At 67.8% G+C, this 13,987-nt stretch carries 13 protein-coding genes and 1 tRNA gene; 4 read left to right on the forward strand and 10 right to left on the reverse strand.

The features are described from left to right. Nucleotides 1-292: 292 nt before the first annotated feature. Together HRU76_08560 and HRU76_08565 are read right to left on the reverse strand one after the other, a co-directional pair. The gene (locus HRU76_08560) at nt 293-1,441 is read right to left on the reverse strand and encodes a hypothetical protein (GenBank protein ID QOJ17631.1); all 1,149 of its coding nucleotides are present in this window, start codon (nt 1,439-1,441) and stop codon (nt 293-295) included. 246 nt (nt 1,442-1,687) lie between these two features. Next, on the reverse strand, nt 1,688-2,185 hold the full coding sequence (locus HRU76_08565; GenBank protein ID QOJ17632.1) for a DoxX family membrane protein: 498 nt from the start codon (nt 2,183-2,185) through the stop codon (nt 1,688-1,690). Nucleotides 2,186-2,368: 183 nt separating this feature from the next. Between HRU76_08565 and HRU76_08570 the strand changes: the two genes are divergently transcribed. From HRU76_08570 to HRU76_08580, 3 genes are all read left to right on the forward strand, one after another. Next, entirely contained in the window at nt 2,369-3,217 is an 849-nt protein-coding gene (locus HRU76_08570) for a hypothetical protein (GenBank protein ID QOJ17633.1), read from the forward strand. Nucleotides 3,218-3,298: 81 nt separating this feature from the next. Further along, nucleotides 3,299-4,120: a DUF1579 family protein gene (locus HRU76_08575; protein ID QOJ17634.1), complete on the forward strand. Its 822-nt coding sequence runs from the start codon at nt 3,299-3,301 to the stop codon at nt 4,118-4,120. Between the two features lie 38 nt (nt 4,121-4,158). Beyond that, a tRNA-Leu gene (locus HRU76_08580) sits at nt 4,159-4,246 on the forward strand. Nucleotides 4,247-4,354: 108 nt separating this feature from the next. Here HRU76_08580 and HRU76_08585 read toward each other — a convergent pair. Next, nucleotides 4,355-4,735: a hypothetical protein gene (locus tag HRU76_08585; GenBank protein ID QOJ17635.1), complete on the reverse strand. Its 381-nt coding sequence runs from the start codon at nt 4,733-4,735 to the stop codon at nt 4,355-4,357. A 168-nt stretch (nt 4,736-4,903) separates the two neighbouring features. On the opposite strand from HRU76_08585, the gene HRU76_08590 reads away from it, so the two are divergent. Next, complete coding sequence (locus tag HRU76_08590) at nt 4,904-5,719, forward strand: YggS family pyridoxal phosphate-dependent enzyme (protein QOJ19145.1); 816 nt, start codon at nt 4,904-4,906, stop codon at nt 5,717-5,719. 63 nt (nt 5,720-5,782) lie between these two features. Here the strand turns inward: HRU76_08590 and HRU76_08595 are convergent, their stop codons facing one another. From HRU76_08595 to nosZ, 7 genes are all read right to left on the reverse strand, one after another. After that, the gene (locus HRU76_08595) at nt 5,783-7,171 is read right to left on the reverse strand and encodes a cytochrome c oxidase subunit 3 (GenBank protein QOJ17636.1); all 1,389 of its coding nucleotides are present in this window, start codon (nt 7,169-7,171) and stop codon (nt 5,783-5,785) included. Between the two features lie 22 nt (nt 7,172-7,193). Then, entirely contained in the window at nt 7,194-7,742 is a 549-nt protein-coding gene (locus HRU76_08600) for a nitrous oxide reductase accessory protein NosL (protein QOJ17637.1), read from the reverse strand. Next, nucleotides 7,739-8,617, reverse strand: a complete 879-nt coding sequence (locus HRU76_08605) for an ABC transporter permease subunit (protein ID QOJ17638.1) — start codon at nt 8,615-8,617, stop codon at nt 7,739-7,741. The genes HRU76_08600 and HRU76_08605 overlap by 4 nt, the downstream gene beginning before the upstream one ends. Then, nucleotides 8,610-9,533, reverse strand: coding sequence for an ABC transporter ATP-binding protein (locus tag HRU76_08610; protein QOJ17639.1), 924 nt, complete (start codon nt 9,531-9,533; stop codon nt 8,610-8,612). Before HRU76_08610 ends, HRU76_08605 begins: the two co-directional genes overlap by 8 nt. Continuing rightward, a complete protein-coding gene (locus HRU76_08615; protein QOJ17640.1) occupies nt 9,530-10,882 on the reverse strand; it encodes a nitrous oxide reductase family maturation protein NosD in 1,353 nt (450 codons plus the stop codon). The genes HRU76_08610 and HRU76_08615 overlap by 4 nt, the downstream gene beginning before the upstream one ends. A gap of 8 nt (nt 10,883-10,890) precedes the next feature. Further along, on the reverse strand, nt 10,891-11,619 hold the full coding sequence (locus HRU76_08620; protein ID QOJ17641.1) for a cytochrome C: 729 nt from the start codon (nt 11,617-11,619) through the stop codon (nt 10,891-10,893). 75 nt (nt 11,620-11,694) lie between these two features. Further along, complete coding sequence (gene nosZ, locus HRU76_08625; GenBank protein ID QOJ17642.1) at nt 11,695-13,728, reverse strand: Sec-dependent nitrous-oxide reductase; 2,034 nt, start codon at nt 13,726-13,728, stop codon at nt 11,695-11,697. Between the last annotated feature and the right edge of the window lie 259 nt (nt 13,729-13,987).

Consider the following 13,987-nt stretch of genomic DNA (forward strand, 5'->3'; position numbering starts at 1 on the left):
TGCGGCGGACCCCGCCCCGGTTGACGCGGACGAAGCGGGTGTGATGGTGGCGGATGATGTGTGGGGGGTCATGGTGGGGAATGGTATGGTGAGTGTGCGACGTGCGGCGTGGGCGATGGGTACGGCGGCTTGAGCGAAAGGCGGGATGGTGCGGTTGTGAAGGTCAGGGTGGCGCGGGCAGCGGGTGGTGAGCGCAGTGGCGTCCCCAGGACCGCGTGAGGTCGGCGCGACCCCCTGCGGCGATCGGCGGCGAGTCGGGCTGAATGGAGGGCGGCTGGGTCATGCCCGACGCTCAGGAACCATACAGCAAACGGCCGGGCAGGAGGGAGCGGATCAGCCACTGGCCGACATCGGGGAAGAACTGGGCGACCAGCAGCGCCGCCGCGATGAACGTCAGCAGCGCGAGGATGATCGCCACGGCCAGCGCGTGGGGCAGTCGCAGGTACCGCCGCGCCGCCGCCCACCACCAGAGGATGAATACAAGCCACGGCAGCGTGAGCGCGGCGTGGTCGGTGAGCGTGAGGAAGAGGTTGTTGGCGCCGCCGTTCCAGATCGCCGCCCCCAGCAGGGCGATGCAGGCAATGACCGTCATGCTGGGAATCCACAGCGAGTACGCCGCGATGCGGATGAGGTGAACCGTGCGCACCCGCTTGCGTCCCAGTGTGACGGGGAGGAGCAGCATGGCCAGCGGCATGATCAGGCAGCCGGCGAGGAGCATCCCGAGCAGGATGGCGGCGCGCGGGCCGTGGCGGGCGACGGTCGAGAGGCGAGTCCACCGAAAGTCATTCCGAAACGCCATCGACCAGAGATCGCGCGGGGCGGTGTAGGCGAATGGCCTGCCCAGACTGTTCACCTGCCCGGATGACGTTCGTCCGATGGGGCGAAGAATCGCTTCGAGGACCGCCTGAGTCGGGGAAATCGAGACGCTGTAAGTATTCTTGCTCTGGGCAACGATTTGCAGCGCCTGGATCTGTTGCTGCACTCGCTGCTGGTCCCTTGCTTGCATATCAGCCGGAAGACTTGTCAGGTACGACTGATAGGCGGGCGATTGAACGTACGCCTGAACTTTCGCCAGTTGTGCAGCCGCCGCCGTCGGGTTTGGCAGACTCGCCACATGGATCTGACGAACCGTCAGCGCCAGCGTCGTCTGAGTCGTCACATACGCCAGCAGCAGGGGGAGCAGAAGAAAGAGCACGTACACCGCCAGCCGCCGCCAGCGGATGTTGTGCGTCATGCTCAGCCGCCCCCAGAACCGCCACGGGCTCGTCGATCGCCGCAGCGTGGCCAGGCACGCGCGCGGCACGCGCCAGCGCGAGGGCGTGAACTCCACGCACCACAGCGGCTCGTACTTCTCCGGCATCAGCACGTCCGGCCACGACAGCATCAGCCCGCACTCACTGCACACGCCCGTGAGCGGGCAGGATTCGGTCCACGTCGCCACCGTGCCGCGCAGGTCGTAGCCGCAGCGCGGGCAGCGGGTGGTGAGCGTGGGGGCAGGGGTGGGGGGGGCGGGAGTGGGGGGGGCGGGAGTGGGGGGGGCGGGAGTGGTGGGGGCGGGTCGTGATCTGTCGCCGGCCGATGCCGATGGGAACGGAGTCGGCGGCGGCGCATGACTTGCCGCATTTGGCCCGGACTGGCGTTCCCCGTGTGCCATGCGGCGGCGATTGTACCGCACGCCGCGCCCGTTTCACGCCTTGGCCGACGCGATCGGCGGCGGCTTCGGACCCGACTGTTCCGGCAGGGGCCGGATCGTCGCGGCGATCGCCAGCGCCGCCAGGAAGATCGCCAGGTCCTTCAGCAGGTACTGGCCCTCCGGCGTGGGTGCGAGCGGGAACTGCTCGAAGCAGCGCGTGGGGAAGATCAGCAGCGCCAGCACGATGCCCGGCAGGCGGATCGCCAGCAGCAGCACCGACAGCCGCAGCAGCGAGCGGATCATCAGCGACACGCCGATGGCGACCTCCCACCAGCCCAGCAGCGGCACCATCACGTCCGGCGGGCCGAACCAGATGGTGTGGGCGATGATGGAGGTGGTCGTCTCCACGCCGAAGGGCTTGAGCAGCCCGAACCAGATGAACAGCACGCCCAGCGAGATGCGGTGGGCGTCGTGGCCGAAGCGGTGGAGCAGGCCGTGCAGGGCGCGGTCGATGGTGCCGGCCCAGGCGCGAAGGCGTCGATGGGATGCCACGGGGGTCTCCTGAGGCGGGCGGGTGACGCCTTCAGTATCGCGTGGAGTTGGAGCCGGGGCGAGCGGCCGCGTGAAACGATCGGCCCCGGCGGGCGAAGAATCCACGGCGGAGCGCCGATGCGGGCCATCGGCATCAGGAGCCGGGGTTCGGGCTCATTCCGAAAGCGTCCAGGAGAACGAGCGTTGGAGCGTCCTTGGAAGAACCGGAGCGGCTGGGTGCGCCCCAGCGCGGCGCGAGCGACATCGCGACTGGCGGCGGCCCTGGTCGCCGCGTCCGTCCTGCTCACGGGCTGCGCCGATCCGGAGTACGACACCTCCACGCCCGAGCGCACGCTGGCCGCCATGCAGCAGATGGTCAAGGACGGCCGCACCGACCTGCTCAAGCGGGTGATCCACATCGAGCCCCGCGACATCACCTTCGCCGACACGGTGACCGAGGCCAGCGCCATCGAGGACGTGATCGACAAGACGGGCGACCTGCTGGGGCGGCTCTACCGCGTGTCGAGGAAACTCAAGGAGCGCTACCCCAACGACATGGTGGATGAGGCCAACTTCGCCACCACGGGCGGCATCGGCATGCTGCTGGGCGCGGGGGTGGAGAAGACGCTGAGCGAGTTCCTCAAGAATCCCTTCGCGTTCATCGACGACCAGCGCCAGCGGCTGACCGTGATCGACATGGGGGACGGCACCGCCGCCCTGCTGTGGGACGGCGAGCCGCCTTTCGGCGGGCTGGGGCTGCAGATGGTCGAGACGCGACAGGGGTGGAAGATCGACATCCCCGTCGATCTGCCGCCCATCAACCGCTTCCGCCCCGAGACGCGCGAGGAGTGGGCGGTGCTGGCCAACATGATGCTCGCCTTCGAGCGCTCGCTCAAGCACTTCGAGGACAAGCTGGACCGGGGCGAGTTCGGCTCGCTGGCCGACGCCAGCGGGCAGGCGGGGCGGATGCTGGGCGAGTCGGCGGTGGTGCAGGGGCTGATTTATTCGATGATGAAGGGCAAAGGTCCGGATGAATCGAAAGCCGGCGGCTGACTGAACACGTTACACTGGGCGCGCAGAGGGCCGGGCCGCCTCGCCCCGTGGGCGATCGGTCCGGCCGTGGAGTCGCCCGTCATGGCCAGAAACCCCGCATCCGTGCTTCCGCGTGTCGGCGTCATCGTTCAATCATTCCGTCCCGGTTCGGCGGCGTTCGCCGGGACGTTGGCCGCGATGCTGCTGGTCGCCGCGGCGGGGTGGCAGGATGGCGGCGGCGCGACGGGGGGCGGCGGCGGGGGGGCGGCGCCGCCCGAGATCGCCCAGGAGAAGTCGCCCGCCAGGCCCGATCGCCGCAACCCGCGGCAGATCCGCCGCGACCAGGGTGCGAGCGAAGGCCCCACCATGGTCGCCGGCGGCATGCCCCTGCAGGACGATCAACTCGAGCAGTACGCGCGGCTGGAGCCGCTCGTCGGCGAGTTCACCTTCACCGGGCGGAACTGGTTCCGTCCGGACGCCGAGCCGCGATCGTTCCAGGGCGCATGGCGCAACGAATGGGCGCTGGACGGCTGGTACCTTCGCATGGAGTTCACCATCGAAGGGCGGCGGCCGTCCACGTCCGTCGGCATGCTCTGCTACGAGCAGCGCGCCAGTCGATGGGAGGCGGACTTCTATTCCAGCAGCGGAACCGTGCGCACACGGCGCACCGGCAACTTCGACGAAGAGACGCATCGCGTGCTGACGATGATGGCCAGGTCGTCGAGCCGCGCTGAGTCCGACCCGGCGGATCAGAAGATGGTCATCGAGATCATCGACGACGATACCTTCACCTACACCGGCTGGGTGCTCAACCGCGAGACGGGCGAGTGGTGGAAGAACTTTACGTTGACGGCGAAGCGGGTGGAGCCCGGCGCGACGGAGGCGTCGCCTGGCGGCGGCGCGTCGGCGGCGGGCGGCGGCTGATTCGACGCCCGGTGGTGAGCCATCCGTACAATGCCCCGGGGCCTGTGGCGGAATCGGCAGACGCAGCGGACTTAAAATCCGCGGGTCGCCTCGGCGACCATGTGGGTTCGACTCCCACCGGGCCCAGTGCGGATCGGCTCGTCACCGAAGCATTCTGCCCTGACGCGGCACGGGCATTCGATGGAACATCGCCTGTGGGCGGGGTGGTGACTTCCGCCAACACCGCTTGATTCGTCAGGGGCCGGGCGAAAGCGCCGGTCGTCGCCAGGTGAAGTCGGGATCCTTCTCCAGCGCCTTGGCGGCCAGTTCGATGCAGCGACGGCAGATGCACGCATCAGGATGCGCCGGGCTTTGCCAGCCGGGCTCATCGGCGCGGCCCAGCGCCTCGCGGTCGAAGCCGGACTCGAGGCACATTGTGCAGTGATATCCAGCCGGCGCCGAGCCGATGTTCCGCAGCACCACTTCCGCATAGGCCACGCTCAGGCACCGGCCGCACAGGCATGATCCCTGGTGACCCTCGATCAGCGGCAGGTCGGCGCTCCACTGGCGATGGCAGAAGTCGCAGAGCACGTCCTCCATGCGGACGTTGTCGGGATCAGTGCCTGGGCGGCGCATGACCGGAGCATACGGCGTCGCTGGCGGCGCGGCGAGCGGTGACGCGCCGATGCCGGGTGCTCCCTTGCTCCCCGCGCCGCGCACTCGTATGCTCTGTTCATGCCGAGGATGGAGCGGAAGGAGCATCGCGTCATGGAGGACGTCACCCGGAGCCGATCGCCCGTCTCGATGGTCGCCCCTGCGGCGGAAGGCCCCGGCCCTCACGCGACGCTGGCCGACCGGTATCGGTTCGTCAGACAGCGAATCGCCCACGCCGCCCAGCGCAGCGGTCGGACGGCGGATCAGGTCATTCTCGTCGCCGTCACCAAGTACGCCGGGTTCGACCAGATCCGCGAGCTGATCGAACTGGGGCATCAGGATTTCGGCGAGAACCAGGTGCAGAACCTGCAGAAGCGGGTGGCGCTGGTGGATGAGTTTCTGGCCCGCTGCCGGGAACTGGGCGGACCTCGCACCGCCAACGTCCCGGACAGGGTCCGCTGGCACATGATCGGGCACCTGCAGCGCAACAAGGTTCGGAAGGTGGTGGACCTGGTGCGGCTGATTCACTCCGTGGATTCGCTGCGGCTTCTCGAGGAACTGCACGCCTGCACCGCCAGGCGCGAGGAGCCGATCGAGGTGCTGGTGCAGGTGAACGTGGCCGGGGAAAGACAGAAGTTCGGCGTGGCGCCGGCGGCGGTGAAGCACCTGGTCGACCAGATCGACACCATGCTCGGGCTGCGCTGCCGCGGACTCATGTGCATGGCCCCGGTCGCCGATGATCCGCGGACGCTGCGGCCCGTGTTCGAGCGCTGCCGCGAGATCTTCGAGGACATCCGCCTGACCGCCGCGGGAACCGACCGGTTCGATATCCTCTCGATGGGCATGAGCGGGGATTACGAAGTGGCCATCGAGTGCGGCGCCAACATGGTGCGCGTGGGGAGCGCGATCTTCGGACCGCCGCGCGCCCCCGAATCGGATGATGTCGATTCGGCGGAGAACCACTGACAGGCCGATGGCGCCGCGGCGTCCGCACACCGCCTGCTTGCTTCGCCTCATCCGGGCGACTGCTCAGATCAGATACAGCAGCGGGAACAGGAAGATCCAGATGAGATCGACCAGGTGCCAGTACAGCCCGCCCAGATCGACCTGGGTGAAGCGATGCGGACCGTATCGACCGCGGACGGCGCCGATGAGCAGCCAGCCGATCACCAGCATGCCCACGAGCACGTGAATGCCGTGCAGCCCGGTGGTGAGGAAGTAGATGTTGAAGTAGAGGTGGGCGTTGGCGGGGCGGGTTGGATCCTCGGTGTGATGCGCCACGGGCTGGATGAGCGGCTGCACGCGCTGGGCGCGGAATCGCGGCGAGATGCCGCGCGGCCCCTGGGCGGCGTTGGGAATAGATGATTTCGGGATATAAAACTCCGTTGACTGCGCCGAAGAAGAGGCGGCGCCGGAAGCCGTCGCCTCGCCCGCCGTCGCCCCGGCGGGCGGCGCGGATGGCTCCGCTTCCGCTCCCTCCGCAGCGCCTTCGGTTGGCGCATCGGGCTCGGACGGCGCGACCGGTTCGGGCGCCTTGAACGTTCGGATGTACGCCACGATGTGTCGAAGATCGTCGTCCTTGAGCGTCGGGTTGCCGCCCCTGGGAGGCATCTGTAGCCCCGTGGTGTTGAGTTTGTCGAAGGGCATGCGGCCGCCCTTGATGAACTTGACAAGCTCCTCGTCGCTCTGGGATGCAATGAACTCGCTGCCGCGAATGTCCTTGCCCTGGCCCACGATGCCCTCGCCCGCCACGCCGTGGCAGGAGCGGCAGGTGGCCATCCACAGCGATTCGCCGGTCTTGGCGCTGAACTGGGGCGGCGGCGGAGGCGGCGGCGCGGCCTGATCGCCTTCCACCTCGTTCGCGGACGGGGCGGGCGGCTCCACGTGCGGCGGCGCGTAGAACCCGCGACCCCACACGAGCCCGTCGTGAATCTTGTGCGAGTATTCCACGTACTTGATGCCCATGAACACGCCGCCCCCCAGCAGCGTCGCCGCCAGGCACCACACCAGCGGCCTGCGCTGTCCCCGCTGAGCAAAGGAGACGGCCATGGCCATCGTCATGCTGCTGACGATCAGCACCACCGTGTTGGTGGCGCCGAGCCACGTGTCGAGGAACTGGCTGCCGTAGGCGAAGACCTCGGGATGGTTCCCCCGAAGCACGGCGTAGTAGCAGAACAAGCCGCCGAACAGCAGCAGTTCCGTGGCGAGGAAAATCCACATCCCCAGCTTGGCGCTGGAGAACTGCTGGCCCAGCGACTCGAAGTGGTGCGCCAGTCCGGGGGCGTGCGCGTCGTCTACCGTTGCGGCGGCCGCGCCGTCATACTGGTGTCGGTGAACGGGGCAGCGCGAGAGCGAATCCGCGGGCCGATGCTCCGGCTCGGGCGGAGTCGCGGATGAGGGAGTCATGAACGCGGTCATGGCGATCTCCTGAAGCGGCGAGTCATTCGTGGTCGCTGGCGGACGGCGGCTCCTTCCGCAGCCGCGCGACCAGCGTGGCGAAGTCCATGTGAACGCCCGGGGTGACCAGCGCGGCCTGCTCCGCGGCGGCGCGGTCGGCGTAGGCGGCGGCTCCGAAGGCCATGGGCGTGATGATGTCGGGCGAGAACAGATACGCAGCGCGCGTGGCGTCGAGCCACTGGCCGCTGGAGGCGTCCGTGACCCAGCGGGCCAGCATCAGGGACTCATCCTGCCACTGCCCGACGATCAGGCAGCCGATGTCGTCGAACAGCAGCATCTCGCGTCGTCCGCCCTGCTCGATCAGCATTGCCGCCGCGAAGCGCGAGTCGCTCACGATCATGCCGCACTCGGCGCAGATGTCCTGCCCGTAGTGGATGGTCGGCGGTTCAATCGGCGTCTCGCGCTGGCACCCGGCGGTCACCGCGCCCGCGAGTGCGACCACGCACACACCGATCACCGAGAACTGAGAACCGAGAACCGACAACCACCCCCCGTCGGCCGACAGCCGACCGCCGAAAGCCCGATTCCTCATGATCCACCTCGTCGAATGAAGATGGCCGCACTGAGCCCCAACGGCGCGATGATCCACGCCGCCAGCACCCCGCCCAGCAGCAGCGAGAGTTGGTTGCCCCATGCCTGCATGGCGTAGAGCCCGGCGGGTCCGAGTACGTCCAGCGAGGCGTGAACGCTCTCGAGCGACGCCATCTTGAACACCTGCATGGGGTTGAGCAGCGACAGCCGGAAGAGGTCGGTGACGTGCAGCTTGAAGATCATCGCGCTGCCCATCAGCCCCAGGTCGCCGAGGAAGACGAACGTCAGCCACAGGAAGATGGCCGCCCCGTTGGCGGACGAGGCCCGCCGCGCGATGGTTGACACCAGCATGCCCACGCTGAGCATGGCCAGCCCGAGGGCGTAGGCCAGTCCGACCAGCCGGGCGAAGTTGAGCGCGTCGTCCGTGCCGCTCTTCCAGGCGATGACCGCCGCGCTGGCCCCGAAGCCCAGCGCGATGGAGGCGAACAGCGCCGCCGCCAGCCCCAGGTACTTGCCCAGCAGCACTTCCAGCCGGCTCACGGGCTGGGCCAGCAGGTAGGCGAGCGACCCGCGCTCGCGCTCCGCGGCGAGCGACGCGGCCCCCGCGGTGAGCGCCATCAGCGGCACGATCAGGATCACGAGGTTGATCAGGCCCGCGGCGGTGCGGCCGAAGCCCGCGAAGCCCGTCGCCCCCGTGCCGACGAGCGACAGGAACGACAACCCGAGCGAGAGCGCCACGAAGGCGATCGTGTACAGGATGAACCAGCGGTTGCGCAGGGCGTCGCCGACCTCCTTGCGGGCGATGGTGAACACCGCGCGCGGAGCGACGGGCCAGTCGGACGCCCCGGCTCGAATCGTGGCGGCGAAGTCAGACATGGCGGTCTCCTTGAGCGTGATGGGATGCGGGCGCCGGCGTCGAGGCGGCTGAAGGCAGACGCCCGTTGCCGAGCAGTTCGAAGTCCTCAACGCGGATGCGTGTTTCCGCCAGGGCGTGGATCGGTCCCGCCTTCGCCCGCGGGTTGACGACGACATGCACGCCGCAGCCGTTGCGCGAGGCCTCGAAGCCGCGGCGGCTGAGCGCGGCGGCGGCTTCCTCGATCTGCCCGTCGGCGACGAAGACCTTCATCAGCAGGTTCTCGGCGATTTCCGCGGCGGCGTCGGGCTGCCCCTGTCGCACCACCCGGCCTCGCTCCAGCATCAGCACGCGATCGGCCAAGGCCCGCACTTCGGCGTAGTGGTGCGAGGTGAAGAGGATGGTCTTGCCCCGGTCCTTGAGCGACTTGAGCAGCGACATGAAGCCGCTCTGGGCCTCGGCGTCGAGGTTGGACGTCAGTTCATCGAGAATCAGCGCCGGCGGGTCGGCCAGCAGTGCCGCGGCGAGCGCGAGCCGCTGTTTCATGCCGCCGGAAAGCTCGCGCACGCGCTTGCGGGCGTGGCCTTCCAGTCCGACCTCCCTGAGAACCACGCCGATGCGCTCACGAGGCGTGCGCTTGAGTGAGGCGAGGAATCCCAAGGCGTCGGCGGCGCGAAGGTCGTCGTGGAAGGCCAGTTCCTGCGGCACGTAGCCGATCATGCGCCGGGCCGCCTTGCCGCGCCGCCGCACGTCGAAGCCGGCGACGGAGATCGAGCCGCGAAAGCGAATCAGCCCGAGCACGCAGCGGATGATGGTGGTCTTGCCCGCGCCGTTGGGGCCCCAGAGCGCCACCGCTTCTCCCTGCGCGATGGTGAGCGAGAGATCATCCACCGCGGTGAAGCGACCGAATCGCTTGGTCAGGTGGTCGAGTCGGATCATGACGCCGCTCCTTCCAGGTTGCGGGTGCGAGTCAGCAGCAGCACGCATGCGGCGCCGCCCAGCAGGACGAGTGCGACGACGGCCATGGCGCCCGGCGCTGCCTTCCGTGCGGCAAGTCCCTCAAGCCGGACTGGCTGCATGAGCGGCGCGGCATCAGCGAATCGCGGGCGGGGCCGCACCGCCGGGAACGCCCGGGCCGCCAGGTCAATCGCCTGCTGCGCCGGACTATGCAGAAACAACCGCATCATGGGCTCGCGCTCGATCAGGTTGTCGAAGAGCGAGGCGGCCTCGTAGGGCAGGTCGCCCAAGCCGTCGCCATTGAGGTCGAACCCGGCGTAATCACTCCAGTAGTTGCCCCTGCCGTTGATGGTGAAATCGTTGCCGCCGAAGTCGCCCGTGCCGATCACCGCCACCTGCTGCAGGTTCTCGATGAAGGCGTTGTCGGTGAATCGGTTGCGCTTGACGTTGGGCAGGAAAGCCAGACCAATGTCGTTGTATGCGAATACGTTGCGAGCGAAGTCGTCATACACGCCGATGGCGTGCGGTGAGTTGTCCAGGTACGCGCCCACGCGGTTGGCGACGAAGGCGTTCTCCTCCGCCACGATGCGCTCCATGTCCTTCAGACCCAGCCCGTAGCCGCTGGGTCCGCGGTTGCGGGAGAAGACGTTGCGCCTGAGCACCAGGTCGCGGCTGTACATGAGGAACGCGCCGACGGAGTTGTTCTCCAGCACGTTCTCCTCCAGCACGTTGTTGTCGGTGTACATGAAGTGCATGCCGTAGCGGCAGTCGGAGACCGTGTTGCGCCGCAGCGTCACATCGCTGGAAAACCACACCACCACGTCTCGTCCGCGCGTGACCAGGTTGCCCTCGATGAGCGTGCCCGCGCACTGCCACAGCCGGATGCCGTCGCCCCGGCGGGCCACGTCGATGTCCTTGCCCCCGATCACGCAATCGCGGATGACGCTGTCGGGCGCGTTCTTGAGCAGCACGCCGAACAGCACGTCGTCGAAGATGACGTCCTGAATCACCAGGCGCTCGCCGCTGCCGAAGACGCCGGCGTGCTCGCGATCGAGCGTTTCGCCCGTGCCCCGCAGCGTGAAGCCGCGGATTGTCACGTCCGCCGCCGCGATGCGGAGCACGTGGCCCTTGCCCTCGGCGTCCAGCACGGGACGATCCTGGCCGATCAGCGTGAGCGGCTTGGTGATGCTGAACATCCCCCGGTGGACGCCCGGCGGCACGGAGATCACGTCGCCCGGAGCGGCGGCGTCGATCGCCTGCTGCAGGTCAAACGCCTGACCCGGAGCGTCCCCGCCGGACAGCATCGCGGCGGCGACGGCGAGTTGGAGCATCAATCGCTTCACTGGGTCACCGCCTCCCGCTTGACGGTCGGAGCGATCACGCCCCGCTTGGCGCCGCAGGCGCAGTCGCCGCACTGACAGGCGCGGCGGCGCGCATCGAAGATCGGCTTGTACGCCCGACGGTGGAGCCAGAGCGCCACCAGCACGATGGCGGCGGCGCCCAGAGCCATCCACCAGCCGGGCCCGGCCGCCGCCACGGTCTTGAACTGACCCACCATGCCGGTGCCGAGCACCGGGGGCACGAAGGGCTTGATGGAGGTCGAGAGCGGGGCGGCGGGATCGAGATTCATCCCGAAATGCCGCATCCACAGGTAGAGGTCGAGCAGGAACCCGCCCGGGAAGAGGATCGCCGGCGCCGCCAGCAGCGCCGCCCATCGGCTGTGGATGATGATGCCGCCCAGCACCAGCAGGGCGGTGGCGACGATCATCATGGCGCTGGTTTCTCGCTCCAGCTGGGCCGCCTCGTTGAGGGGTCGCATGCCGATGTAGTGATTCAGCCCGTCGATCTCGGCCACGTCGCCCTCAAGCCGGTTGAGATAGGCCTGCACGAAGAGCCCCTTGGGGTACTGCGGGGCGTGCAGGGTCATCCGCCAGTAGGGCTGGAAGTAGGACGCGACCAGCAGTCCCGCCGCCGCCAGCAGCAGCATGGCCGGCAGGATGAATCGTGGTCGGAAGGTCTGGTTCCACCGCAGGCGCGGTCCGAGGATGCTCCAGGCAAGACGGCTCATGATGGACTCCCGCAAAGGGTGATGGTGGAAAGAGGTGGCGGGCGGTGTTTCACGCCCGCCGCCCGAAGGAGAAGGTCACTGCGGCTTCACGAGGAAGTAGCCCAGCATCTCCAGGTGCAGGGCGGAGCAGAACTCGGAGCAGTAGAAGGGGAAGGCGCCGGCCTGGGTGGCCTCGAACTCGATGGTCACGGTCTCGCCCGGCTCCAGACTGGCGGTGATGTTGTAGCCGGGGATGGCGAAGCCGTGAGTCGCGTCCTTGGTGCGTTCCACGTTGGTGATGCGCCAGATGACATGGTCGCCCAGGTTCACCTCCACGCGTTCGGGCTTGAAGTGGCTGCGCACTGCGGTCATGTAGATCTCCACGGTCGAGCCGTTGCGCACGATGCGCTCCTTGCCCGGCATCGGCGCGTTGGGATCAACTGACTGGGTGTGCGGGTTCCAGCCGATCTCGGGATAGACCTCCCAGGTCTTGAGCTTGTCCGCGCGAATCATCTGGGAGTAGTGCGGTTCGCCCAGGCCCACCGGCGCGTCGTAGATGACCTGCATCTTGTCGCCGGTCTGGGAGATGTCGATCAGCTGGAAGTTCTGCGGGAGCAGCGGTCCGGTGGGGAAGAACCGGTCGATCGACCACTTGTTGAACGCGACGAGGTACTTGCCGTCCGGACTGACGGTGTCGCCCTCGGCCGCGCCGAGGTGGCCGACGTTGTACTGCACGGGCACCTTGGCCACGAGGGACCAGGGCTTGTCGGGGTTCTTGCCCGCGTAGGGGCCGCCCAGCGTCCAGCGGGCGATGGCGGAATCAAGGAACAGCGAGGTATAGGCGTAACCCTTGTCATCGAACTGGGTGTGGAGCGGTCCAAGCCCCAGCTCCACCTGCGCCTCGACCACGTCCTCCAGTTTCAGGATCGGCACGCCGTACACGTCGCGGTCGAACTTGCCCGCGGCGATGGCCTTCTGGATCTTGTCGAAGGAGTAGACGGTGACGTGGGGATCGAGCTTGCCGGAGACGACGATGTACTCGCCTCCGGGGGTGATGTCCACGCCGTGCGGACTCTTGAGCTCGGGGGCGAAGAACAGGATGCCCTCGTCAATGCAGGTCTGCAGGGAGAGAACGTTGAACCCCTTGACCTTCGTCGCCTTGCCGGCCTTGAAGACCTGCTCGGCCTTCTTCCAGTTGATGATGTGCAGGTAGTCGGTCTCGTTCTGGCTGGCGCCGGCCTCGAAGTAGTTCTTGTCGTTCACCGTGGCGCTGCCGGTGGCCAACTCGGTGTTGATGGAGTTGCCGAAGATCCAGCCGTCGCTGACGCCCTTGCCGGCGTCAAAGAGGTCCTGCCAGTAGGGGGGCAGTTCCAGGGCGAAGGACTGATCCACGTCGATGCGGCCCTTGGCGCGGTCGAACTTCCACATGGTCACGTTGCCGCGGTAGGACTTCTGGTAGTCCTCGAGCGGCGCGTAGTCCCATCCGAGCGGCGTGCCGTACTGCCCGCCCTCGATGATGTATTCGGTGTTGGGCGTGACGAACGTGCCGCCGTGGTCGTTGATGGCGATGGGGTTCTTGACGATCTGCTTGGTCTCGAAGTCGCGCAGGTCGATCACGGCGACGCGGGCGTTGGCCTTGTCGCCGATGAAGAGCCACTGGCCGTCGAACTCGCCGTTGGTCTCGCTGATCGAGGGATGATGGGTGTCGGCCCAGCGGATCTCATTGTTGCGGGCGTTGCCCTGGTCGAGGATCTCGTTGCCCACGCCGTAGCCCCAGCCCTGCCAGGGCTCGGGGGTGAAGACGGCGATGACCCGCAGCAGGCGCATCGACGGTACGCCGTACACCAGCACCTGCCCGCTGTGCCCGCCCGAGGCGAAGAGCAGGTAGTCGTCGATTCGGCCGCTGGGCATGTAGGTCTTGAGGGCGGCGGTGATGTCGTCGGGCGTCAGGTCGCGGGCCTTGGCGATGGCGGCGGCGTCGCCGCTGAGCCCGCCCGCGCTGGCGGCGCCTCCGGATGTCTTTCGGGCGGTGTCCACCTGTCGGATGTCCGGGCTCGACCCGGACTCTCCGCCGCCGCAGCCGGTCAGCACCAGACCGCCTGCGGCCAGGATTGCGAGATGCTTCTTCATGGCGTTTCTCCACGGGGTGAGAGGGCTGAAAGCCGGCGACGCCCCGCCCGGGCCGGTGCGAAAGGCCCCTGCGGCCTTGGCAGGGGAAGTGGTGGGGGCTGGTCGGGATGTCGCCGGTTGATGATGCATGACGGAAGATTCATCGACCAAATCTTGATAAATGGATAGACATATCCACTATACGACGATAGGATAGGAGGCGTCAACCGTTGACGCCGGGAATTCGTGAAGGAAATCACAAAGCAGGGCCAAAACCGCG

The sequence above is a fragment of the Phycisphaeraceae bacterium genome, from assembly GCA_015709595.1.
In the GTDB taxonomy this organism is placed as follows: Bacteria; Planctomycetota; Phycisphaerae; order Phycisphaerales; family SM1A02; genus CAADGA01.